The organism is Streptomyces sp. TE5632, assembly GCF_054061295.1.
In genome coordinates this window covers 6,266,048-6,288,940 of the sequence record NZ_JBSSEA010000003.1, presented here as the reverse complement: position 1 = coordinate 6,288,940, position 22,893 = coordinate 6,266,048, and the positions used below count along the sequence as shown (strand labels likewise).

The window sequence follows — 22,893 nt, the reverse complement described above, 5'->3', positions numbered from 1 at the left end:
TCAATCAGACGTTGTGTTGGTGGTGTTGGGTAGCGCGGGGGCGCTTTCGGGGCGCTCGGTGGGGTAGATCTGGTCCATGCTTCCCTCGGGCAGGTAGCGGCGGGGGAAGGCGATCCACTCGTCGTGCAGCTCGAAGAGCACGGCGGTGACCAGCCGCAGGAGCGCGTCGTCGTTGGGGAAGACCTGGACGACGTCGGTGCGGCGCTTGATCTCGCGGTTGATCCGCTCCAGCGGGTTGGTGGACTGGATCTTCTTCCAATGTCGCTCCGGAAAGACCGCGAAGGCGGTCAGGTCGTCCTTCGCTTCCAGCAGCATCGCCTTGACCTTCGGGAACTGTGTGCCGAGCATGTCGGCGACGGTGTCGAGCTGGGTGCGGACCGCGTCGGCGGTGGGCTGGGCGAAGATCGTGCGGATGGTCGCGGCGACCATCTCCGCGGCATCCTTGTTGATCACGCCGAACACGTTGCGCAGGAAGTGGACCCGGCAGCGCTGGTAGGCCGCACCGAGCATGACCTTCCGGATGGCCTTGACCAGCCCGGAGTGGTGGTCACCGATCACGAGCCGGACCCCGGTCAGACCGCGTTCACGCAGGGAGCGCAGGAACTGGGTCCAGAACACCTCGGTCTCGCTGTCGCCGACCATCACCCCCAGCACCTCCCGGCCGCCGTCCTCGGTGATCCCGGTGGCGATGACCACGGCGCGGGAGACGATCTGGTGCTCGACCCGCGCCTTGCAGTAGGTCGCGTCCAGGTACACGTACGGGAAGCGGACGTGATCCAGGGGCCGGCTGCGGAACACGGTCAGCTGGCCGTCCAGGTCCTGGCAGATCCGCGAGACCTCACTCTTGGATATCCCGGTGTCCGCGCCGCGGGCCTTGACCAGGTCGTCGACCGACCGCGTGGACACGCCGTGGACGTAAGCCTCCATGATGACCGCGTACAGCGCCTGGCCGATCCGGCGACGGCGCTCCAGCAGTGCGGGGAAGAAGCTCCCCGACCGCAGCTTGGGGATGGCCAGGTCCAGGTCGCCGGCCTGGGTGGTCAGCGTCTTGTCCCGGTGGCCGTTGCGAAAAGCAGTGCGGGTGTCGGTGTGCTCGTTCCACTCCGCGCCGATCCGGGCAGTGGTCTCGGCCTCGATCAACTCCTGCAGCATCCGCTCGGCCACACCGCGGACGAGTTCGAGCCCATCCGCCGAACGTAGTGACTCCAGCAGCCGGAGTAAGTCATGCTGGGACAGGGCCACCGTGCACCTCCTGGGTTGAACTGCCCGTTTGCCAAGGAGAGTTGCATGGTGGCCCGCCTCATGGGCAGGGAGCGGAAGCTCCCCGCCCCGTGCACCCCGGCGCACGCCCCCCACTTGATCGGCTACACCACAACAAGAGACGCCATCCGCACTGACGGTGTCGGTCACACCCCGAACCCGTCCCTCTCGCGGGAGACCGGGCCCCGTGACCTGTTTACCCTGTGGCCGTGATGATGCCTTCCGTTGAGGCGGTCGGGCCCGAGGGCTAGGGCGGCGTCCAGTGGCCCACCCAGGCGACTCCAATCGGCCCTGCGACACCGTCCACTCCACCGCGTCGTCTGGACGTGCTCGAGCGGCCTCGCCCAAGTCCCGTCCCGCTCCCAGCGGGCGAAGCGTTCGTAGACCGTCTGCCACGGGTCATAACGCTCGGGCCAGGTCCCGCCAGCGCGCCCCCGTTCGTAACCGCCACAACACGCCCTTCACGGCCTGCCGATGATCCCGTCAGGGCCGCCCCGCGACCATCCGCACCTGGCAGCAGCAGAGTTACGGCCTTGTCCTGTCTTCTTCGGGGCTTTGGCAAGCAGGCGACGATCGTGATCCAGACGCAGCAACAGATCAAATGTGGCCGGCTCGAGCTCGCCGGTCTGCAACTCCTCGAAAGCCTCCCTCGCCACAAGCCACCCCGATCCTCTGCTTCCCCGCTCGGCACCTGCAGCCACCGCCCCTCGAGTGTGCATAAACCAACATCCACACCCCAGTGCGCGACGCGCCCGAAACTCCGCCACACTGCTGTGGCCGCTCTGCCGCCAATCCGTGTACGGGCAAGATGCCACGGAGACGGAAGAGTTGAAGGCTGTGCTCTGCGACCCGCTGCACCGGGCATGGGGCAGCGGTCTACTGCCGGCAGGCAGGGAGCGCCTGTGATGGGTGGAGGGTGTGGCCAACTGCAGCCTCGTCCCGGTGTGTCGCGATCCATCGGGCGGGCCGGCCAGTTCGGCCGCCCGATGCAGTGGCGTGGCTCGTCCCGGGCTCCGAAGGCTGGGCCCCCGAGAACCGCAAGGTGACGTAGATCACTTAGAAAAATCGCGGGGTGATTGCCGGTTCGCCTTCAGGCCGGTCCTTAGGGATAGCAGCCTCATCACGCGCTACAGGTAAGGAGCTTCACATGGTCATGCTGTGCTACTCGGATCTCGAGGACGATGACCGCGTCGGCGTCCCGGCGCTTCATTCCGCGTTGGAGAGCTGGGTGCTTCGCCTGCTGGTCGACACCCAGGACCGGGCCACGCGTGTGCCTGCCCGCTTCGCCTCACCGATCGAGGACTGCACGCCCGAGGACGAGGCACTGGCGTTGTGGACCATCCGGTTCCTGCGCTACGCGGAGGAACAGCCGCCAGCGGGCGCGCCCGGCGTCCTCCAGGCGCCGGGCGAGGTCCGGGCGGGGCCGGCGGATCTGGTCCTTCACGTACCGCTCCACGGTGCGCTGGGAGACACCGAGCGCGTCGGCCACGGCGCGGGTGCCCTTGAGCTGCTCCAGGTAGCGCATCTGCGCGCCGACGGACGTGGAGAGGGGGCGGGTGAACGCCTGCTGCACGGCTGTGACCGAGCGCTGCACCTGGCGTGACTCGCCAACTGAAGCGCTCACCGTGCAGCCCTCTGACGTGCAGGAACGCGGTGCTTAAGAGGACGCTCCCGTCAGCTCAGGCTGAGGCCACGCTCCGCCAGGGCCTCGCGAAGCACACACAAAGCCTTCGGGCCCACGCCATGCAGGGCCTTGAGTTCCTCCTCGGGCACGCCGGCGAGCCGACTGAGATCGGTGTATCCCGCGGCTGCGAGAGCGCGAGCCGCCGGCGCTCCCATGCCCCGAGGAAGCCCAGTGCCTGCTTCGGTGGGTTCCATGAGGCGATCGTGACACGTGGGCGTCGTCCCTGCTTCCGAGACAGGCAAAGGGCATCGGCGACTTGAGGACCGCGGGTCCGAGCCGGGCCCACGGTTCAGCTGCGGGACCGGCTCCTGGGGGGTGTCGTGGCGGCCGGCAGCGACTGCCGGCCACTCCACTGACGCGCACCTGACACATCACGGTCGCTGTCAGTGCTGTTTGCGATGATCACGGGATGGGTACGAGAGACTTCTGGCATCTCCAGGACTGGAACGATCTGACATCTGTCAGGGCGCGGCTTGCGGGAGGGGAGTCTCCGACTGCCCGCTGTGGGGCCTTTGAGGAGACACCCCTGCATCTGGCGGCAGCGGCGGGCGCCGCTGAGGCGGTGACCGCGATGCTCGCCTACACGCGGGAGGTGGATATACCCGATGGACTGGGGCGTACGCCTTTGTGGTGGGCAGTCGAGCACCTGCAGGAAAAGACCGTGCAGATGCTGCTGGAGTCGGGAGCCGATGCGTGGCGGCCGTGCGTGGATGAGTGGACACCGGGGCCGCTCGCCCTGACCACGGGCCTTGCACCCTTGGTAGCAGGCACGCCCGGGGCAGTGCCGTTGACGGTTGCGCAACGGGCCGAGCAGACACGGGCGGACCGGCTGATCAGCGTCTTCTCAGCAGAGAAGATCCATACTGAAGGCCTGGGAGTGACCTTCGCCGATGTCATCGGTGAGGATGAGGTCATCCGTCGGCTCGGTGCCGATCCTGCAAAGTGCCCTGTATTCCAGCAGGATTCCGAGATGGACCAGAGCGACCTGTTCGACGCCGGTGGGAACTATGCGGTTGGCGTCACCGGGACCGCGCTGGGCTGTGTCATCAGCCAGCCCTTTTCGAATGAGCTGGACGACGACGAACTGGCCCGCAGGCTGGCGCCGGCCACCACCTGCAGCCTCTTTTTCAACCCCAAGGGCGGAATCTTCGGCACGCTCTACCGCGACGGCGCCGAGGTACGGCATGAGGAGGTAGGTTCTCTGACGCCGTTCGCGGATGCTCCGCCGGAGCACTGGCTTTACCGCTTCTGGCAGCAACCCGGCATCACCTTCCCCTACGACGCCAACCTCCTCGCGTATGCCTGCGCGATGGGAGGCATCACCAAGGCAACCGGCAGGGACTGCTGGGCATTGAGCCGTGGACCGCGCCGTATCGTGCGGTGTCGTTGAGGTCTTGAGCAGCCGTATCTGCGATGTCTCGGCCTCGTGTCGGTGGAACACCATGGGATATACCGCGCCGTGACAGTGAGACCCGGTGCCCGTGTCACCCTCATGTCAGTAGCGGACCGTCGCCCGCCCCCGCCGGGACCAGCGAAAAGGCGGAGGAAAGCAGCCGTCGGCGGCTGCCGATCGCCCTACTGACACGAACCCGGCACATCGCACTGAAGCACGGTGTGTCCAGCGGGCGCCTGGATCCGCCCGATCGACAAATCTTCGGGGAGGTGTCGATCCGACCGCGTCCCGTTCGTCGTCATGGTGTACGGCGACCCGCCGTGCGAGGGAACCACAGGACCTGACAGGAGCCGGACCGTGAAGTACATGCTGCTGATCAATGCCGCTGCGATCGACGAGAAGGGCGCGGCCGCCGAGTGCAGCGTCGAGGACTGGATGGTCTACGACAAGGAAGTGAAGGACGCGGGGATCTGGGTTTTTGGGGAGTCGCTGGCCGGTCTGGTCACTTCCACCACGGTACGGGTCGGCCGGGACGGTCGGCGGACCGTCACCGACGGGCCGTTCGCCGAGACCCGCGAGGTCCTCGGCGGCTTCTACGTCATCGACGTACCGGACCTGGACGTCGCACTCGACTGGGCCGCCCGCTGCCCCGGCGCGCGCGGCAGCGGGTCGGTCGTGGTCCGTCCGATCGCCGAGTTCGGGGCCTGACGGTGGAGGGCGAGGGGGCCACCGGGACCGACATGCCCCTCGGGTCGCCCCGCCCGGCGCCGGTCCAGTCGTCCGTGGAGTCGGTGTTCCGTGAGGAGCACGGTCGGCTGCTGGCCTCCCTCGTCCGCCGCTTCGGCGATCTCGACCTGGCCGAGGATGTTGCCTCCGAGGCCGTGGAGGCGGCTCTGGTGCACTGGCCGGCCGGGGGCATCCCGGCCAGGCCCGGGGCCTGGCTGTTGACCACGGCGCGGCGCAAGGCCGTCGACCGCTTGCGGCGGGATCAGGCATACGCCGCCCGCCTCGCCGTCCTGCAGGTGGAGGCGGACCGGGCCGATCCCGCCCCGCCCGCGGACGGTGACGGCGGTCTGCCCGACGACCGGCTGCAGATGTTCTTCACCTGTGCCCACCCCGCCCTTGCGGCCGAGGACCGCACGGCGCTGACCCTGCGCTGCCTGGCCGGGCTCACGACGCACGAGGTGGCGCGGGCCTTTCTCGTCCCTACCGCGACGATGGCCCAGCGGATCGTCCGGGCGAAGAAGATCCGCGAGGCCCGTATCCCGTTTCGCGTGCCCGGTGCCGACGAGCTGCCGGAGCGCCTGCCCGGGGTCCTGCAGGTCATCTATTCGATCTTCACCGAGGGGTACGCGGCCAGCTCGGGCCCGCGGTTGCAGCGGCTCGACCTCGCGCAGGAGGCCATCCGGCTGGCGCGGATCCTGCGCCACCTGATGCCTGCCGAGCGGGAAGTCGCCGGCCTGCTCGGGCTCATGCTGCTGGTCCACGCGCGACGCGAGGCCCGGACCGGTGCGGACGGCAAGCTCGTGCTGCTCGACGAGCAGGACCGCGGCCGCTGGGACCACACGATGATCGAGGAGGGAAGCGGCCTGGCGGTCTTTGCGTTGACCGGCGGACCACCCGGCCCGTACGGGGTGCAGGCCGCCATCGCCGCCCTCCATGACGAGGCCGCCGACCTCGCGACCACCGACTGGCCACAGATCGCAGCGCTCTACGACGTGCTGCTCCGGCTCAGCCCGTCCCCCGTCGTCGCGCTGAACCGGGCGGTGGCGGTGGCGATGCGTGACGGACCGCAGGCGGGCCTGGCGCTGCTCGACGAGCTGGCCGAGGAGCCGGCGCTGCGCCGCTACCACCCCTACCCGGCCGCCCGGGCAGACCTGCTGCACCGGCTCGGCCGGCTGCCCGAGGCCGCCACGGCCTACCGGGAAGCGCTCGACCTGGCCGGCACCGAACCCGAACGGGACCACCTGAGGCGCAGGCTGAACACGGTCCTGTCATCCGGACCGGACGACGAAGCCGGCACCTGACGGCGCAACCCTCAGGTCGTTGATACGTCGGTACCACGTGCACCACCTGTCTGCGCCGAGTAGCCGGGGGAATCCCATCCCCCGGCTACTCGGTGCAGAACCGTGCGTAAGCCTGCGACCTCTCGGCTACATGACGGCGAGCCACCCGGGGCACACCACCTCACGACAGTGAAATCCGATGCCCGTGCCACCCCGGTGTCCAGGGGCGGACCGTCCCACACTCCCACCGCGGCCGGCGGGAAGACGGCCGGCAGCGGCCGACGACGACCGCTGGCCACTCCACTGAAACGAACCCGACACATCGCAGCCGGGCGTCTCGTGGGCGGAGTGTTCCCGGGCGAGGCGGATGGTCCCCTGGGTCTGCGGGCTTTGCTCAGCGCGTGCCGGTCCTCGCGGTGCTGTAGGCGTACAGGGCGACGACGCCGACCACACAGGCGAGGATCATCCAGGAGACCAGGCTCATCCGTCTCCCCTTCCGCCCGGTTCGTTTCGGCTTCCCGAACCGCCGGGCCCGGCCGGGAGCCGCCGGGGCGGGCGGTGCGGGGTCGGCGGCGGTCTCGGCGAGCAGGCAGCGGCAGGCCGTGGCGAGCTCGCCGGTGCCGGCACCGAGCGGTAGGACCGTCTCCGAACGGGCCGGAGCGGTGGTGCCGCCGTCGCGGATACGGCCCGCACGGAGCAGGATCTCGTCCCTGCGGCCCGAGGGGGCGAGGCTGATCCAGCGCTGCACATGCTCTCCCCGGATGACCACACCCCCGGCCCGGTCCCGGTACACGGTGTGCCGGCGCCAGAACATGTCTGCCAACTGCACTGCTGTTTACCTCAGTTGGGCGCTCAAGACCCGTCCCCCAGAGCCGTACGGTCAATCGAACGGGAATCGTACTCCAGCGTCTCTGTTTGACTCGGAGCGGCCCGGGGTGGGGTGATGCCCTCGGTCGGGCACCGCTGTCCCGAGGGCCTGAACAACCGGGCTGAGAAAGGTCATCAGCCCACCCGGCAGCGCGAACGCGCCATGGAAGGCTTCCGTAGTGTCGGCGGAGCGCAGCGGTTCCTAGCCGCGTTCGGCGGCATCTCGCCCCACTTCAGGCCCCGGCGACACCTGCTGACCGCCCCCGAGTACCGCACCGAGATGGCCGCCCGCTTCGCGATCCGGGACCAGATCACCGGCGCCAGCACCCTGCCCGCCGCAGCGTGCCCCAGACCCCCGCCCGACCCCTACACGCCCTGACACGCCCTGACACGCCCTGACACGCCATCAGCCGGTCACACCCCCACCAACGTGCCAACGCCCCGTTGCGGCCGAAGCGCTGCACAGGACGCGACAACGGCGGTGTGCCGTGGAGTCCACGGCACACCGCCGTTGTCGCTGTTACTGCTCGCTGATGCCCGTTACCACCAACCGGTGCACTTGCTGGTGCCACCCACCTGCTTGCCGCAGGCCCGGAACAGCCACTGGGAGTCGGTGTACTTGACCACTTGGGCGGCACTGGTGTTGGGGGCCCCATCGCTCTGCACAGACCAGGGGCCGCACTGCAGCCACCCATTGCCCCCGGTTGTCGTCCAGTCCAGCCACACCTGGTCGCCCTTCACCGTCGATCCGGTGATCTTCGCCCAGCCGTAGTCCTTGCCGTTGATCGGGCCGACGTGCAGCTGGACGGTGGTGCGGCCGAGAGAAACGCTGGTCTTCACGCTTCCGCTCTTGTTGTAGGGGATGCTAACGAACCCGTTGGCGCCGTTGGTGCACTCGGCCACCGACGCCTGCGCAGTGCCTGTCGTCCCCACCACTCCTGCCAGTCCCGCCCCGAACAGCAGCGCTGCAGTAGCCGACGCCCTGGTACGCATCAAACTCATCTCAATCTCCTCGGTATGTGTCAAACGTGCGTGCCATCGCAACAGGATCGGCCTCCGCCAGGTACGGCAGGCCGCAACTCGGAGTAAAACGCCATGCCACACGACCAGCCGCCCGGACCGCGAGCAGGTGCGCCAGCCCCGTTCCATCGAGCAGAAAGGAACCAGCCGCTCTCCCCGTGCGGTGGTGCAGATCCGGGCTCGGAAAGAGACCGGCAGTGCCGGGTGATGCGCGTACCGCTTCTGGTCATATCGCCCTTCGGTTTCCCCCCGAGGTGTTGCGAAGCCCAGGATGCTAGGGCGAAGTCGACCTGGGGGAGGTCATTGCATCTGGACGAAAAAACACTGGTCAAGTGACATGTAAGGCATGCAAGATCAGCATCAATGCATTCAGGGGGGACAGCGATGCTCAGAGTGCACTTCACTGGCGAAGACCTACTCCGCACCAGGCTCGCACCAGGACCGGACCCGCTGTGGGAGGCGGTACTCAGTGCGAATCTCCTGGGCAACCGCGACGGACAAGCCGTTTTCAACGGCTGGCGTACACAGGCCCGCCTCCGGCTTCGTCAGCTCCCGTCGGAACAGGTTCGTCTGATCCGCTACCTCGCTCCTCCCAAGAGCGACTTCCCCGATTTCCTTACCCCCGCTCAGGCAACTCACGGCCTGGCAGCAGGCATAGACGCTGTGCTCTCCACGCCAATTCATCGACTACGCGACGAGCTGACTGTCCTGCCGAGCAGGCCTACGTGGATGCGCCCACTGTCCGATGGCGAGCCAACAGCACTCCGAATGCTCGGCCAAGCGCTCCACGCCTACTACACGTGCGCTGTCGCTCCCACCTGGCAACGAATCCAGGCACTTGTCGATGCAGACCGAGCGGTGCGTGCACGGGCCGTCCTCGAGGGCGGTGTCGAGGCACTGCTCAACAGTTTCCGGCCGACCATGCGGTGGACGCGGCCGGTGCTCGAGGTCGACTATCCCGCCAATCGCGACATCCATCTCAATGGGCGAGGCTTACTGCTGATCCCGTCAGCGTTCTGCTGGCGCGTTCCGGTCACCCTCATCGACCCGGCCCTGTCACCTGTACTGGTCTATCCCATTTCACGAGGTCCGCAATGGTGGACAGCAGACGGCCAGGCCGATCTCCGCAGACATCAGGCTCTCGAACGCCTTCTCGGGGCGAGCCGAGCCGCCGCTTTACGCAGTATCGAGAACGGCTGCACAACAGGAGAGTTGGCTCGACGCATCGGCCTGGCCCCGCCCGCAGCCAGCCGGCACGCCACTGCCCTCCGCGAAGCGGACCTGATCACCTCCCACCGATGGGCGAACAAGACGGTCCACGTCCTCACCCCCTTGGGCGCAACTCTGCTAGCCGCGAACCCTGAATAAGGTCGCTACTCAACCCCGACCCGCGGCGGGTGGCGCGGCGGCGGACAACGGTGTCGGGGAGGGTCTGGCTACGCCAGGGCGCGGATCGATCGTCTTTCTGGGCGTTCACCGGCGATTGAACCGCCCCTGGGCCAGCACGTTGTCGGCCAACGGAACACGGTGTCGCTGGGCAGCGTGTGGCTCCGTTCACTTCTAACGACCTGACCCGCGATTAGCCTGACCGAGTTCTCATCGGTGGTCGGGGCGAGGATTTTGCGACCGGGCTGCCGGACCGGTTCCGCCCGGCCGCGTTCACCAGCCAACCAGACTCATGGACCTTCGAGCGAGCCAGTCCATGAACGACACGGGCTGACCGCCCAGGTTCAAAGGAAGGATCTGGTCGCAGGTGGCCCGGCCGTCAAACCACAGTGAGCCCCGGTGCGGACCGGTGACAACGAGCAGGGTCGAGAAGCCACAGCCGTTTTCCTGGATGAATACAGCGCCGGACGTCTTGCGCTCCTGGAACACCCCGTACTCGGCGTCCCACTGCTCCCATGCCGCCCGGTAGGCGTCGTGGTCCGGGAAGTCCTGCTCCAGCGGCTCGCGCGCGTCCAGCTCATCCTCGTAAGCACGGTAGGAGTCGGGATGCGGGAAGTCAGTGGTGAGCAAGTCGTAGTTGGTGCTTGAGTCCCCATGCCAGCCCCAGCCTGCCGCGGATCGGCACAGGCGGTTCACCGCGCCGCCGGCGCTCTGCCGGAGCAAGTACTCTCGGTACTGGTCCGGGAACGCGATGCCCAACTCCGCCTCCGCTTCGCGGATCTCCGCTTCGGACAGCGGTGGCGGGGAGGCGACCTGCCTCGCGGGTGGACGGCTGAGCTCATCAAAGCGCCGCCCCTGAGCCATGCGTTGGTATTCCGCTATCCAATCGGTCGTCATACAGGTGAGGGTAGACGCGAGCAATCCGTCAGCACTCTGCGTGACATGGATGCGCCCCGCCAGGTTCTTGAGGTGTGAAGATCAAGCAGGCTCGTGCCGCCATGTCGCACCGTGCGTTCTGCGGCATCTCGGCTCGTCATTTGGGAGAGTTGGTCGCCGAGCTCGCGACACGCTGGAGCGCACGGTGCGAAGCAACCCGGCACGAGCGGTGGCCCGGAGGCGGAAAGCCGGCGCCGGTCCGAAGTACGAGCTGGTCTTCACCGACCGGGTCCTGGTGACACTCGTCCGCCTGCGGACGGGACTGACCCACGAGGCACTCGGAGTGATCTACGAGGTGGGTTCTTCCACCATCGGGCGGGCGATCAGCGAGATCCGTCCGCTGCTGGCCGCGCGTGGATTCGCGGTGCCGGACCGGCCCGGCCTTCGGCTACGGACGCTGGAGGACGTGTTCGCCTATGCCGCGGCCGAGAACGTCACGCTGAGGATCGACGGCACCGAGACCCAGGTCCGCCGCCCGCAGGCGCACCGCCCCGGGCGCCGGGCCTTCGTCTCTGGCAAGCGCAGGCAGAACACGATCAAAACCACCACGATCAGCGACCACCAGGGCCGCCGCTACCCCGGCTGGCACCGCCGCATCATCCGGCCACCGCTACGGCCAAACCGCGCAGTCCCATCCGGGGCAAGTTCCTCCAACGTCGTGCTCTTGAAAGTCAGCACCCTGACTGGCGCGGGCCGCTCCCCCACCCTCCCCCTGTGCCCCCACCAGCTCCTCCGCACCCGCCGCCAACAGCCGACGCAACGACAGGGCTCGCACAGTGCAACCGCAAGAACCCGTGCAGTCGAGGAACAGCGAGCCCTCGACCATCCAGCAGCCCCCGGACCCGGCACACCCACCGGTTCCAGCGCCATCGCCGCCGCATCCGCGATGCAGTCGCCCGTGACGACACGACCCGACACCACCTGGGCCTTGTCCGTCTGGAGCGGAGCGCCCGCGAGTCTGGGCCGTCTCCCGGGGCCCGGCCACGGCAGTCCGGTTATCCGCGCGGACGCTCGAAGGTCAGCAGCAGTCCCTCGACGGCACCGGGACCTATGCGGCCCTTGACATCGGCGGAGGTGATGGCCTTGAGACCCCAACCGTCCTCGGCATGCTTGTTCAGGACCTTCTCCAGTTTGTCGCTGTCCAGCGCGTCGCCGATCAACGACTCGCGGAAGGTGACGACCTTGTATTCGTACGCGTAGGGGCTGTTCACGGTTGCGGAGTCCTCCTGCCGGCCGGGCCGGGTCGGGGGTGAGATTGCCGACGCCAGACAATCATCCCCGGGCGCCACTGCACACCGACGGCCCCTCTTTCCCGAAGGATTTGCACGTCTGGCCACCGCTCTCATGGTCGTGGCGGCATACGAGGCCGGACGGGAGCCGGTCTTGAGACATTGTGCACCGCCCGCCGCATGGCTCTGCCGGCGTCGTGCGCGGCCCTGCTGATCGCAGGCTGCGCCCTCAGGGCCGGGTCTCACGGCCTTCTCCGACGCATCCGCCCCACCTGCGGCGACGGCGAGCGCTTCCGACCCCACTCCGTGGGCGCTGAAGCCCATCGATCCAGCCGCGTTCCGGTCCGCCGCGGAGCGTGCGGCGAAGAGACTCACGGTTCCCGGCGCGGTGGTCCTGCTCCGCACCCCACAGAAAACCTTCCGGGCGACCGTCGGCACAACTGAGCTGGGCACGGTCGAACCACCCACCACCAGCAACCACTTCCGGATCGCCACCAACACCAAGACGATGACCGCGGCGCTGATCCTCCTCCTCGCCCAGGACGGCAGACTCCGGCCGAGCGACCCGGCGTCCGCCTACGTTCCCGGAGTGCCGGACGGCGAACACATCGCCATCGCCGACCTGCTGAAGACGCGCAGCGGGCTCTACAACTACACCGAGGCGCCCGAACTCGCCTCCCGCATGGACGCCGACCCGCGCAAGGCCGTGACGCGGCAGCAGATGTCGGCCATCGCGTTCCGGTGCCCGCCGAACTCCGTGCCCGACGCGCCCTACCAGTACAGCAAGACCAACTACGCCCTGCGGGGCCTGGCCGCCGAGAGGGCGGACGGCCACCCGCCGGCCCAGCGGTTCCGCGGACGTTGTCAGGTTGAGTGGCGGCCTTCTCGGGCGGCACGATCACCCGTCTGGTCGAATCGCTGGAAGGGCTGTCCGTGGGGACGCCGTCGTACCGGGGTTTCCGCTTCCCGCCGGAGGTCATCTCCCCCTGCATGTGGCCGTACCACCGCTTCAACCTGAGCCTGCGCGGCATCGAGGCCAGCCACGAGACAGTCCACCGGTGGACGCGCCGGTTCGGCCCGGCTCATGCCGCTGCTCTACGTCGAAGCCGTCCCGGGCCTGGTGTCAAGGGGCACCTGAACGGGGGATTCGTCAAGCTCAACGGCGTGCAGCGGTAACTGTGGCGGGCCGTGGACCAGCACGTTCCCGTGCTGGACATCCTGCCGCAGAACCGGCGGGACGAGGCCGCGGCCAGGCGTTTCTTCCGGAAGCTGATGAAGAAGACCAGGTCGGTACCCCGGGGGGCGTCACCGACAAGCTCCGCTCCTGCGGCGCCGCCCACCGCGCGGTGACGCCGTCGGTCGAACACCGCTCGCACCAGGGCCTGAACAACCGGGCCGAGAACTCCCACCAGCCCACCCGGCAACACGAACGCGCCATGAAAGGCTTCCGCAACCGCGCACCCTCAGATGCTGTCGGCCCGTCAAGGGTAGTAACCGGTGGTGACCGTCCGTTCAGCGAACACGCGTACGGGAAAACCGGTCGACGGCAGCAGGAGGCCACCGCCCCCGTCGAAACGGTTGTCGCCACCTACGCCCCGGGCGACGATGTTCCCAGCGCATCGCCCTGCGGAGGCCACGTTGACCGATCCCTGGGTAGCCCTGGAACCGGGGGCCGACCCTGCCGAGCGCGTACGCGTGCTGCACCTGGCGCACGAGACCTTCACCGAGGCCGGCACGGTGCCGCGCCCGGTGCGCGGTGTGGTCGCCGACTCGTGGCGGCGCTCGGCACGCGCCGGGGTCCACCCGGACGGTACCGCCGACATCGAACTGACGGACGGCGACCTCGGGGCCTGCCGCGCCGAGCACCCGCTGGCTCATGTGATGCCGCTGTTCCGGGAGCTGATGGGCACGTTCGCCTCCGACGGCCGGCATCTGCTGGCGGTGTGCGACGCGCACGGGAGACTGCTGTGGGTCGAGGGACACACGTCGACGCTGCGACAGGCGGGGCGGATGAACTTCGTGCCCGGCGCGCGGTGGGCGGAAAGCGCGGTCGGGACGAACGCGCCGGGCACGGCGGTCGCCGTGGACCGTCCGGTCCAGGTGTTCGCGGCCGAGCACTTCGCGCGGCGCGTGCAGCCGTGGACGTGCGCGGCGGCCCCCGTTCACGATCCGCACACGGGGCGGCTGCTCGGTGCCGTGGACATCACCGGCGGGGACGGTCTCGCGCATCCGCACAGCCTGGGCTTCGTACAGGCCGTGGCACGCGCAGCGGAATCCCAGCTGGCGCTGCTCGCCCCGAGGCGCCCGGACAGCGGTGGGCCCGGACTGACGACACTGGGCCGCGACCAGGCCGTGCTGACAGCAGGTGGCCGCAGTATCCGGCTCAGCCGCCGGCACAGCGAGATCCTCGTCCTTCTGGCCCGGCGCCCCGACGGCCTGACCGGCGACGAACTGCTGTGCGCCCTGTACGAGGACGAGTCGGTGACACCGGTGACGCTGCGCGCGGAGCTCGCCCGACTGCGTCAGGTGCTCGGCCCGGGACTGCTCGAGTCGCGCCCCTACAGGCTCACGGCACCCCTGGAGTCGGACATCGCCGCCGTCGAACGTCGGCTGGCGGCCGGCGCGGTCACCACCGCCCTGGCCGCCTATGCGGGCCCACTGCTGCCCGCCTCCCAGGCACCGGCGGTCGTACGGCTCAGGCGCCGCCTCGCCGACGGCCTGCGCGCGGCACTGATCGCCCGCTCGGACGCCGACCTGCTGGCCGACTGGGCCCACGCGCCGTGGGGCGAAGAGGACCTGGACGTGTGGCGGGCGCTGGTCACGGCCCGACCGACGGCATCGAACCGGGCCCGTCTGGCCTCACTCGAATCGGAGTTGGCGGCCCCGGACGGCCGGGTCCGCTTCGAGGGCCGGTAGCGCCGCTGCCCATCCGCAACGTGGATGCAACGTCCGCGTCCTTACGCTCCGACGCAGAGCTGCCCGACGGCGGGCGGCCCTGCTGAAGGAGGCCAGTTCCGCATGACCCTTTACGCGGCGCCCGGAAGCGAAGGCGCGATCGTCTCCTACCAGTCCCGCTACGACCACTTCATCGGCGGGGAGTACGTGCCTCCGGTCAAGGGGCAGTACTTCGAGAACCCGAGTCCGGTGAACGGGCAGCCGTTCACCGAGGTGGCGCGCGGGACGGCGGAGGACGTCGAGGTGGCACTCGACGCGGCCCACGCGGCCGCACCCGGCTGGGGGCGCAGGCCGGCGGCCGAGCGGTCCGACATCCTGCTGAAGATCGCCGACCGCATGGAGGCCAACCTGGAGCCGCTCGCGGTCGCGGAGAGCTGGGAGAACGGCAAGCCCGTACGGGAGACCCTGGCGGCCGACATCCCGCTGGCCATCGACCACTTCCGCTACTTCGCCGGCGCCGTGCGCGCCCAGGAGGGCTCGCTCAGCGAGGTCGACGACGACACGGTCGCGTACCACTTCCACGAGCCGCTGGGCGTCGTCGCCCAGATCATCCCGTGGAACTTCCCCATCCTGATGGCGACGTGGAAGCTCGCGCCCGCACTCGCCGCGGGCAACGCGGTCGTCCTCAAGCCCGCCGAACAGACGCCGGTCTCCATCCACTACTGGCTGAGCCTCGTCTCCGACCTGCTGCCGCCGGGCGTGCTGAACATCGTCAACGGTTTCGGCCCGGAAGCCGGAAAGCCGCTCGCCTCGAGTCCGCGGGTGGCGAAGATCGCCTTCACCGGCGAGACGTCCACAGGACGGCTGATCATGCAGTACGCGGCCGAGAACCTGAAGCCGGTCACGCTGGAGCTGGGCGGCAAGTCGCCGAACATCTTCTTCGACGACGTGTGGGAGAAGGACGACGAGCTGCGCGACAAGGCCCTCGAAGGGTTCACGATGTTCGCGCTGAACCAGGGCGAGGTGTGCACCTGCCCCTCCCGCGGGCTGATCCAGCGCGGTAACTACCCCGATTTCCTGGCCGCGGCCGTCGCCCGCACCGAGCTGATCAGGCCCGGGCACCCGCTCGACACCGACACGATGATCGGCGCGCAGGCGTCCAGCGAGCAGCTGGCCAAGATCCTGTCCTACATCGACATCGGCCGACAGGAGGGTGCCAAGATCCTCACGGGCGGCGAACGCGCCGGTTACGACGGTGACCTGAAGGACGGTTACTACGTGCAGCCGACCATCTTCGAGGGCGACAACCGGATGCGTGTCTTCCAGGAGGAGATCTTCGGCCCCGTCGTCTCGGTGGCCTCGTTCGACGACTTCGACGACGCGATCAAGATCGCCAACGACACGTCGTACGGTCTCGGCGCGGGCGTGTGGACCCGCGACATCAACACGGCTTACCGCGCCGGCCGCGCCATCCAGGCGGGTCGTGTCTGGACGAACTGCTACCACGCCTACCCCGCGCACGCGGCGTTCGGCGGCTACAAGCAGTCCGGGATCGGCCGGGAGACGCACAAGATGATGCTGGACCACTACCAGCAGACGAAGAACCTCCTCGTGTCGTATTCGCCGAAGAAGCTCGGTTTCTTCTAGCCGCGGCAGAGGGGCGCCTGAGCTCGGTTGAAGTTCGGCAGGCGCCCTTCTCGACACGTCAGGGAATCACCGGCAGCCGGGGCGGGCGCCACTGTCCGAGCAACTGCTCACGCTCCTGCCCTTCAGGAGGCGAGCCGACTGTCACGAGGGTGTCACTGCAGGCCGATCTCGCGAATGCCAACGCCCGCACCGCCAGCCTGACAGCCTGACAGCCTGACAGCCCGAGTCCAGCAGGTGGCCGACGGCGGCTTCGAGCCGTGCGGCCAGTCGGCGCACGGCGGACTGCGCACCGGCACTCCGACGCACGTGAGCGCATTCTCCAGCCTCAAGCTCGACTACGTCTTCGGGCCGACGAGCGCGGACTACACCTGCGCGATCACGGACACCGGCCGGTCGGACCACTGCCTGATCCTGACCACGGTCGCCTTCCACTGACGTGCCGGTGACCGCCCTGCGACGCACCGGTCGGTCACCCCACGGGGTGCCCCGAGTTGTCCGTGTGGGCCGCCTGGCTGGAGAACTTGTTCAGGAAGGCGTCGTAGCGCCCGTCGGGTCGCTCGGTGAGCGTGGCGCCGTCCTGCCAGATCCCGTTCTCGTCCCACCACTGCGAACCACTCGGGTCGCCCTGGTTCTGGTGGACGTTGTGCATGCCCTGACGGCCCAGGTGATCGTCGGTGAACGGCTCGCCGAAGACGAGGATGCGCCGGCCTTCCACCAGGATCGGCTCCAGGGCGGCGGTGGCCTCCGCGTAGGAACCGACCTGCCACGGGCGCGACCCCAGCAAGTCGAGGAGATCCTGGAGCCAGGACGGCGGGCGGCGCTGGAAGAGCACCCCCGTGTGGTCGACGAGGGAGGGTCGGCGCAGGTAGTCCATGGCCCCGGAGTCCGGCGTGGCCGCCAGGTCGTGGTAGCCGAGGGCCAGCGCCGCCGCCGGTCCGACCTCCAGGGGGCTCAGGGTGAACACCTTCCATTGCACGCCCACGTTGGATTTGTGGCTGTCGACGTCCACGGCGCAGTGGAAGCGCCCGGCGGGCGCGTCCACCTCCAGATTGACGTGGAACCAGCGGCCCTGGTGGTCGGGATCGTCGCGGAAGTGGTGGTGGAGCTGTCCCGCGAGCACGCCGTAGCGATGAAAAGGCATGCGGCCAGTGAACCACCCCCGGACACGTTAAGCGATGCAATGATTACCTTCCGTAGGGGTTTGGTGTGATGGTCTTACGATGGCGCGATGCGATCCGTACCCCTTTGGTCGTCTGCCACCTGGTCACCGTCTGGCGGCGCTACTCATAGCGCCGGTTTCGCGCCCAGCAGCGGCTCCCTCCGGCACGGCTCGCTCGCCGCGGTGGCTTCGCCCTCCTCGCCCTGTTGCCGGTCCTCGCCACTGGGCGCGGCCGGACCGCCCTTGAGGGCTGCGGCTCATCCCTGCCCTCGCCGCCACCGCCGTGACGGCCGCCGGCGCCCTCCGGTTCCTCGTCGAGGTCAACCGCCACGGCGCCGCCGGCGCCGCGGAACACCTGGTGACGTTCATGCAGTCGCTCAGTTCCTCCTGGGCATCACCAGCACGGGCACGGCAACCTCGGTGACCTTCCCGCAGGATGGCTCACCGCCGATGCCCGGCGGTGGCGTTGGCCGCCCCGGGTGTTCCATCTGGCGGGCGTCTGCGGCATCGCGGCATCCAGGAAGCCCTGACCGCGCTCTGCTACGACCCAGGCCCCATCGACAGCGTCAACGGCCCGCTCACCCGGGCCGCGGTGAGCGTCTTCCAGCGGGGTCGGGGGCTGCCGGAGGACGGACGGTGGGGAGAGAGGACACGCATGTCGCGATGGTGGCGGCTCTGCAGGCGAAGGGGTTCTTGGCGGATGAAGATCAAGTCATCGGGTATGGACGGAGATTGAGTCATCAGGTGATGCGGCCGGCCCCCGGCGCGGACGCGGCAGGCGACATCGGCGGCAGGCCGGCCACGAGGTCCGGCAGCAGGACGGGCTCCAGCCGGACCCGCTCCTGAGTGGTGAGATACCGCCTGAGCTCCGGCGGCCGGTAACCGGTGTCGCGGTCGTAGCGCTCCTTGGCCGGGACCGCCAGGAACTCGTTACCGTCGGGCTCGTTTTTGTCGTTCACCGCGCCGCCCAGGATCCGGTGGTGGGCCTTGGCCAGCCGGTACATGCCCTCCCGGGACTCATGCAGCTGGCCCGAGCCGTTCGGCTCCACCCGGAAGTCGACGCTCTTCGCCGGCCTCATCACCTTCGGCCCGGCCGCGCTGAGCACGTCGTCGTCGAACCCCAGCCCGTAGCGCCGGGCCTGGCCGACCATCCACAGCAGGGTGACGTCGGACAACTCCGCCTCCTTGTACCCGCCACCGACATCGCAGTGCACCCCGACGAACCAGACCTGCTTCAGCTCCTGCCGGGCGGCGTCCGGCCGCTGGTGCCACAGCGTCGGCCGGAACGCCGAGCGCTTCTCGTCGATGGCCAGCGCGTGGAAAGCCCCCTTGATCCAGCTGCTCAGCTCGGTGTCGTGAAACGCCCAGCGGTGGTTGAACCGGTTCACCGCCGGTTGGAGCGGAGCGGCATCCGGCAGAGGTATGCCCAGGGCACCGACGGTGTCCCACACCCCGAGGAAGTGGATCTCCGTCTCGCGCGCGTACGAACGGCGGAACAACGTGGATGCTGCGCCGTTCGGTTGCTCGATCCGATCGCGGTAGAGGGACCACGCCTCCTGCGTCCGGTCGGCGTGTTCCCGCCGCAGGATGCCGCTGTTGCGCACCAGCCCCGCCAGACTGCGAGCGGTGAACGCGCCCCGGCTGAAGCCGAAGAGGAACAGTTCGTCGTCGGGCTCGTACGTCTCGACGAGGAACCGGTAGGCGTCCACGACATTCCGCGACAGCCCCACACCGAAGGCCCCGCCCCGCAGCCGCTCCCACCGCTGGGTGCCGACGCCACTGTGGTAGTAGACCCGCTGCTCCTTCCCGGCAGTGGGCCCCTGACGCACGGAAAGAGCGACCTTCGCCACGTTTGTCCTGCTCGGCTGATCGGCGAAGTTCCATGTGCCGTCGCAGCAGACGACCAGACGCTTGGCCATGACCATCCCTCCTCGCGAGAGCGTGGAGTGGCGTACAGCACCACTTCCATGCTTCCACCACTCGGCGGACCGCGCCATCCGTGAGGGGCCGGCGCACGGGGCGGGCGGCGTGACGACGACCCTCGACACGCGGATTCCCGAAGCGCAGTCGGGACGGCACGTCCAGCAGCCCCTTGTCGGCGGAGAAGGCCGACGCGTCCGCGCCCACGCCACGGGGGCCGTCGTCATAGGGCGGGCGGCTGAGCAGCACTGCTTCTCCGCCTCGGAGACGGGGGCCGGTGCGCTGCAACAGCCGACCGGGCACGGCCCGGGAGGGGCCGTCGACCACCGCGTGCGACCGGTGTCCGTCCTTCTTGCTCAGGAATCAGTCTTCGATCCGCTCCTGGCTGGGTTGGAGTTCGACTCGGCTGACCTCGCCCGGCTGGATCCGTTCCGTGATCTCGCGCTGGTCGCTGCTGAACCACTGCCACGGCCGGTGCCACTGCTTCTCAGGCTCTGGCTCAACTTCTGTGGTGCGAAGCGGGAGCGCCGCCGCTTGGATTCTGGCCACGCGGCTGACCTGCGAGGCTCCGGACGGGCCACCGTTGGCGAGCCACTGCGGCGGTCGACTTCACAGAAGTTGCGCCAGAACCCCAACGGCCGCCACACCATAATCGGCGCCTCCGACAGCGAGGAGCGCGGCCTCATCCTGACTGGCGAAGACTGATGGTCCGCTTCAGGCCGCCTGCACAACTGACGGCGCGGACAGGATCGCGACCGGGTACTGGCCGGTGAACGCCGCGTACCCGACGGTCTTCCGGTGGAGGTTGATGCGGGTTCGGGAGACGACCGCCGCGCGGATGTCCGGCCGCCAGCCCTCACCCCGGGGCCGCTCGCCCGGGCCGGGCGGTGGCGGGACTCCTGCCCAGGGAGCTGCCGGTTCATCAGGCGGCGGTAGGTCTCGTCCACCGGGTCGACCAGGGCGAGCAGGTGCATGGTCCGGCCGTACTCGGCGAACGCCTGCCCCAGCGGGGTGGGATGGCCCTCGTGGCCGAACGTCCGCAGCAGGTCGTAGGCGCGGTGAACCGTTCCCCGCCTCTGCGCGGCCATCGTCGACCGCCTCACGTTCGGCGGCAACATCATCGAGACCGGCACCGACTCCTACCGCCTCGCCCGCTCCCCGCCCCAGCTCAAAAGAGCAGATGCCGCGGAACCGCCAGATCCTCATTGGCGAACAGACGTGTCAAGACGGGTGCGATCATCCTTGCCACAGGCGTCGGCGGCCCCACTCGTCCGTGGACCCAGCAGTCCCTCCGTCTCAAGTTCAGTCCAGTCCGCAGCGATCGAGTGCAGCACGAACCTGGTTGAGCCCCTCCACCCTCCAGTGGTCCCGGTCGGGCATTTGGTCGTCTCGGCGCCAGCGCCAGGCCGAGAACATCGCCCAGCCCAGGGCGCGGCACCGGTGAATCAGGCCGTGGTCAGCTCCCACATAGTGCTTTCCCACTTCTTCGGGTGCATGGGCGAGGTCGAACTCGATCGGCCCACGGCAGCACGTGGCGAGGTCTACGAAAAGCGGCCCTTTCTTCGTGCTGAGGAGGTTGCCCGGATGTGGCTCGCCGTGCAACAGCTGGTCGCCGGCCTTCTCGATGCTGATCGCGGCGCTGAGTCCACTGAGTGTGTTGCCGAGGAGTTCCCGGTCAGGATCGGACAGCTCGGGGGACTGCTCCCGGTCGTTCACCTCTCTCAGCGCCCCAGCGGCTCGATCGGTGAAATGCGGTGCGGCCAGATCGATCTGGCGCAGGGCGGCGTGGTGCCGCATGAGCACGTCTGCGTAGTCGGCCGGCGCGATCTCTGATCCCACAGGTTCGTAGTAGGTCCAGAGCGAGATGGCGAAGGCATCACGCACATGGACTCGGGGATCAACCCGAGGCTCGAGCTCAGCCACCGGAGCGTCGACGTCGGCGAGACGGCGAGCAACCTTTACTTCGAACTCGGAATCAGCCAGATGCCCCAAAGGTGCGACCCGAGCCAGAACACCGCACGGGACCAGGCGCAGCACGGCGCGGTCCGAGTTGTTGATGACGACTACATCGTCGACCTGGAGACCTGCCTCCGAAGCGGTCACCCGTCCTGCCTCAACTGCGCGACGGAGTTCCAGTGGCTCCATATCGTCCTCCCCCCCACTTCCGGGCCCGTGGAGAGCCCAGGTCGAGAGTAGTTGAGCACGTCATCGGCCATAACCAGGTTTCGTGGGCACCAGGGCTGACACCGAGACCGGGATCAGCCCCTGCCGGGCTCCGGTGTTGCCAGAACTTGCCGATATTTCTGGAGCCGCACTCCCTCAAGCGTTCCTCGAACTCATCATTTCGCCTTCGCCAATTGCTTGACGACCGGGTGGTCCTCCGCAAGACGCAGACCCCGACGGTCCTCAAGTCGCTCCGGCAGCCCGAACCGCGCCGCGGCCGGGGCGGTCAGCACGATCAGTGGGTTGGAGTCCTTCCCATGCCGGTGCAGCCTCGACTGCCCGATCCCGGGCTCCGTCAACGCCCAGGGGGCCAAGTGCGGGATCGTCGTGGCCGGGCACTCCAGCAGCGCGCCGCCTCCGGCGGGAGACATCTCCGACGGCAAACCCGTACCTGAGTACAGGATGCAAGGAGTACGGGTAACTCATCACAAGGTGTGATGTAACACTTGCCACATTTCCTGGTGTGTCGAATGCGGAATCGGGCGGGCAGTGGCTCGTGCTCCTCATCAAGATCCCCGCCGAACCCTCCCGTCACCGGGTCGCCGTATGGCGTGAGCTGCGCCGCATCGGTGCGCTCTCGCTGGGGCAGGGCGTCTGGGCCGTCCCCGACGTCCCCGTCTTCGCCGACGGCGTCGCCCGCGCCCTCACACTCGCCGAGAACGCCGGCGGCCAGGCCGTCACGCTCAGCGCCTACGGCCGGGCACCCGAAGACGCCGCCCGCTTTCAGGCACTGTTCACCGCCGCCCGCTCCGCCGACTGGACCGAGTTCCTCGCCGACTGCGACAAGTTCGAAGAGGAGATCGCCAAGGAAATCCGCAACGCCGAGTTCACCCTCGCCGAACTCGAAGAGGAAGAGCAGTCGCTGGAGAGGCTGCGCCGTCGGCACCGGGACCTGACCGCCCGCGACGTCTTCGGCGCCCCCGAGGCCGCCGAGGCCGCGGCGCGCCTCAAGATCTGCGCCGCCGTCTGCGAAAAGTACGCCGAACGCGTCTTCGCCCACCTGCACGAGCCCTCGGAGGACCAGCGATGACCACTCCAACTGCCCCGGCCCAGTCGGCGCCCGCGCGCCGGAGGTGGCCCCTCCACGCGGCCGGGTTCACCACCGCCTTCGGCACCCACGGCATCGCCGGCGTGCTCCTCGCCGCCGCTCGCATCGGCGCTGGCACCGGCCTGATCACCCCCTCGGCTTCGCCGCCCTCACCGCGGTCGGCGCCGCCCTTGCGCTCGCACGACGCGCAGCCGCCCGGCCCGCCGAGCACGCCACCGGG

The 22,893-nt window shown here is 68.8% G+C and carries 20 protein-coding genes and 7 pseudogenes; 15 read left to right on the top strand and 12 right to left on the bottom strand.

From position 1 onward, the window contains the following. From ACVW19_RS33990 to ACVW19_RS33980, 3 genes and pseudogenes are all read right to left on the bottom strand, one after another. The gene (locus tag ACVW19_RS33990) at positions 1-1,242 is read right to left on the bottom strand and encodes an IS256 family transposase (RefSeq protein WP_457462088.1); all 1,242 of its coding nucleotides are present in this window, start codon (positions 1,240-1,242) and stop codon (positions 1-3) included. 338 nt (positions 1,243-1,580) lie between these two features. Further along, positions 1,581-1,822, bottom strand: a pseudogene (locus tag ACVW19_RS33985) (transposase); the annotation flags it as partial. A gap of 795 nt (positions 1,823-2,617) precedes the next feature. Beyond that, a pseudogene (locus ACVW19_RS33980) lies at positions 2,618-2,854 on the bottom strand (helix-turn-helix domain-containing protein); the annotation flags it as partial. Positions 2,855-3,353: 499 nt separating this feature from the next. On the opposite strand from ACVW19_RS33980, the gene ACVW19_RS33975 reads away from it, so the two are divergent. From ACVW19_RS33975 to ACVW19_RS33965, 3 genes are all read left to right on the top strand, one after another. Continuing rightward, entirely contained in the window at positions 3,354-4,334 is a 981-nt protein-coding gene (locus tag ACVW19_RS33975) for an ankyrin repeat domain-containing protein (protein WP_457464434.1), read from the top strand. A gap of 360 nt (positions 4,335-4,694) precedes the next feature. After that, the gene (locus ACVW19_RS33970) at positions 4,695-5,045 is read left to right on the top strand and encodes a YciI family protein (protein ID WP_457464432.1); all 351 of its coding nucleotides are present in this window, start codon (positions 4,695-4,697) and stop codon (positions 5,043-5,045) included. Between the two features lie 32 nt (positions 5,046-5,077). Next, positions 5,078-6,364 (top strand): RNA polymerase sigma factor, encoded by a 1,287-nt coding sequence (locus tag ACVW19_RS33965; RefSeq protein ID WP_457464431.1) that lies wholly within the window; start codon positions 5,078-5,080, stop codon positions 6,362-6,364. A gap of 373 nt (positions 6,365-6,737) precedes the next feature. On the opposite strand, the gene ACVW19_RS33960 is transcribed toward ACVW19_RS33965, so the two are convergent. After that, entirely contained in the window at positions 6,738-7,172 is a 435-nt protein-coding gene (locus ACVW19_RS33960; protein ID WP_457464430.1) for a hypothetical protein, read from the bottom strand. Positions 7,173-7,265: 93 nt separating this feature from the next. Between ACVW19_RS33960 and ACVW19_RS33955 the strand changes: the two are divergent. Beyond that, positions 7,266-7,589 (top strand): annotated as a pseudogene (locus ACVW19_RS33955) (hypothetical protein); the annotation flags it as partial. A 161-nt stretch (positions 7,590-7,750) separates the two neighbouring features. Here the strand turns inward: ACVW19_RS33955 and ACVW19_RS33950 are convergent. Further along, complete coding sequence (locus tag ACVW19_RS33950; RefSeq protein ID WP_457464429.1) at positions 7,751-8,212, bottom strand: hypothetical protein; 462 nt, start codon at positions 8,210-8,212, stop codon at positions 7,751-7,753. Between the two features lie 402 nt (positions 8,213-8,614). Here ACVW19_RS33950 and ACVW19_RS33945 point away from each other — a divergent pair, with 402 nt between their 5' ends. Continuing rightward, on the top strand, positions 8,615-9,598 hold the full coding sequence (locus ACVW19_RS33945) for an ArsR/SmtB family transcription factor (RefSeq protein WP_457464428.1): 984 nt from the start codon (positions 8,615-8,617) through the stop codon (positions 9,596-9,598). A gap of 291 nt (positions 9,599-9,889) precedes the next feature. Here the strand turns inward: ACVW19_RS33945 and ACVW19_RS33940 are convergent, their stop codons facing one another. Further along, positions 9,890-10,513: an SMI1/KNR4 family protein gene (locus tag ACVW19_RS33940; RefSeq protein ID WP_457464427.1), complete on the bottom strand. Its 624-nt coding sequence runs from the start codon at positions 10,511-10,513 to the stop codon at positions 9,890-9,892. Between ACVW19_RS33940 and ACVW19_RS33935 the strand changes: the two genes are divergently transcribed. Next, positions 10,479-11,615 carry a helix-turn-helix domain-containing protein gene (locus tag ACVW19_RS33935; protein ID WP_457464425.1) on the top strand — a complete coding sequence of 379 codons (1,137 nt, stop codon included), beginning with the start codon at positions 10,479-10,481 and terminating at the stop codon, positions 11,613-11,615. The two genes, ACVW19_RS33940 and ACVW19_RS33935, sit on opposite strands and share 35 nt — an antisense overlap. Here the strand turns inward: ACVW19_RS33935 and ACVW19_RS33930 are convergent. After that, a complete protein-coding gene (locus ACVW19_RS33930) occupies positions 11,548-11,763 on the bottom strand; it encodes a DUF4177 domain-containing protein (protein ID WP_389149329.1) in 216 nt (71 codons plus the stop codon). The genes ACVW19_RS33935 and ACVW19_RS33930 overlap by 68 nt on opposite strands. A 406-nt stretch (positions 11,764-12,169) precedes the next feature. On the opposite strand from ACVW19_RS33930, the gene ACVW19_RS33925 reads away from it, so the two are divergent. The 5 genes and pseudogenes from ACVW19_RS33925 to ACVW19_RS33905 all read left to right on the top strand — a co-directional run bounded on the left by ACVW19_RS33925 (position 12,170) and on the right by ACVW19_RS33905 (position 16,758). After that, entirely contained in the window at positions 12,170-12,799 is a 630-nt protein-coding gene (locus ACVW19_RS33925) for a serine hydrolase domain-containing protein (RefSeq protein ID WP_457464423.1), read from the top strand. Further along, a pseudogene (locus ACVW19_RS33920) lies at positions 12,709-13,235 on the top strand (IS6 family transposase); the annotation flags it as partial. The gene ACVW19_RS33925 and the pseudogene ACVW19_RS33920, both read left to right, overlap by 91 nt. Positions 13,236-13,419: 184 nt before the next feature. Further along, the gene (locus tag ACVW19_RS33915) at positions 13,420-14,697 is read left to right on the top strand and encodes a GAF domain-containing protein (protein ID WP_457464421.1); all 1,278 of its coding nucleotides are present in this window, start codon (positions 13,420-13,422) and stop codon (positions 14,695-14,697) included. Between the two features lie 102 nt (positions 14,698-14,799). Then, on the top strand, positions 14,800-16,323 hold the full coding sequence (gene exaC / locus ACVW19_RS33910; RefSeq protein ID WP_457464419.1) for an acetaldehyde dehydrogenase ExaC: 1,524 nt from the start codon (positions 14,800-14,802) through the stop codon (positions 16,321-16,323). A 234-nt stretch (positions 16,324-16,557) separates the two neighbouring features. After that, the gene (locus tag ACVW19_RS33905) at positions 16,558-16,758 is read left to right on the top strand and encodes a hypothetical protein (protein WP_457464418.1); all 201 of its coding nucleotides are present in this window, start codon (positions 16,558-16,560) and stop codon (positions 16,756-16,758) included. A gap of 34 nt (positions 16,759-16,792) precedes the next feature. On the opposite strand, the gene ACVW19_RS33900 is transcribed toward ACVW19_RS33905, so the two are convergent. After that, on the bottom strand, positions 16,793-17,464 hold the full coding sequence (locus tag ACVW19_RS33900; protein ID WP_457464417.1) for a DUF2278 family protein: 672 nt from the start codon (positions 17,462-17,464) through the stop codon (positions 16,793-16,795). 454 nt (positions 17,465-17,918) lie between these two features. On the opposite strand from ACVW19_RS33900, the gene ACVW19_RS33895 reads away from it, so the two are divergent. Next, on the top strand, positions 17,919-18,218 hold the full coding sequence (locus ACVW19_RS33895; protein WP_457464415.1) for a peptidoglycan-binding domain-containing protein: 300 nt from the start codon (positions 17,919-17,921) through the stop codon (positions 18,216-18,218). A 4-nt stretch (positions 18,219-18,222) separates the two neighbouring features. Here the strand turns inward: ACVW19_RS33895 and ACVW19_RS33890 are convergent, their stop codons facing one another. Then, positions 18,223-19,401 carry a DUF2235 domain-containing protein gene (locus tag ACVW19_RS33890; protein WP_457464414.1) on the bottom strand — a complete coding sequence of 393 codons (1,179 nt, stop codon included), beginning with the start codon at positions 19,399-19,401 and terminating at the stop codon, positions 18,223-18,225. Positions 19,402-19,510: 109 nt separating this feature from the next. On the opposite strand from ACVW19_RS33890, the gene ACVW19_RS33885 reads away from it, so the two are divergent. Next, positions 19,511-20,107 carry a hypothetical protein gene (locus ACVW19_RS33885; protein ID WP_457464915.1) on the top strand — a complete coding sequence of 199 codons (597 nt, stop codon included), beginning with the start codon at positions 19,511-19,513 and terminating at the stop codon, positions 20,105-20,107. A 149-nt stretch (positions 20,108-20,256) separates the two neighbouring features. Here ACVW19_RS33885 and ACVW19_RS33880 read toward each other — a convergent pair. Beyond that, positions 20,257-20,472: pseudogene (locus tag ACVW19_RS33880) on the bottom strand (Tn3 family transposase); the annotation flags it as partial. Here ACVW19_RS33880 and ACVW19_RS33875 point away from each other — a divergent pair. Beyond that, positions 20,465-20,581 (top strand): annotated as a pseudogene (locus tag ACVW19_RS33875) (IS21-like element helper ATPase IstB); the annotation flags it as partial. The pseudogenes ACVW19_RS33880 and ACVW19_RS33875 overlap by 8 nt on opposite strands. A gap of 123 nt (positions 20,582-20,704) precedes the next feature. Here the strand turns inward: ACVW19_RS33875 and ACVW19_RS33870 are convergent. Both ACVW19_RS33870 and ACVW19_RS33865 read right to left on the bottom strand, forming a co-directional pair. Next, complete coding sequence (locus tag ACVW19_RS33870) at positions 20,705-21,547, bottom strand: phosphotransferase (RefSeq protein WP_457464413.1); 843 nt, start codon at positions 21,545-21,547, stop codon at positions 20,705-20,707. 197 nt (positions 21,548-21,744) lie between these two features. Next, a pseudogene (locus tag ACVW19_RS33865) lies at positions 21,745-21,981 on the bottom strand (telomere-associated protein Tap); the annotation flags it as partial. Between the two features lie 107 nt (positions 21,982-22,088). Between ACVW19_RS33865 and ACVW19_RS33860 the strand changes: the two are divergent. After that, positions 22,089-22,655 (top strand): Chromate resistance protein ChrB, encoded by a 567-nt coding sequence (locus ACVW19_RS33860; RefSeq protein ID WP_457464411.1) that lies wholly within the window; start codon positions 22,089-22,091, stop codon positions 22,653-22,655. Positions 22,656-22,893 lie beyond the last annotated feature (238 nt).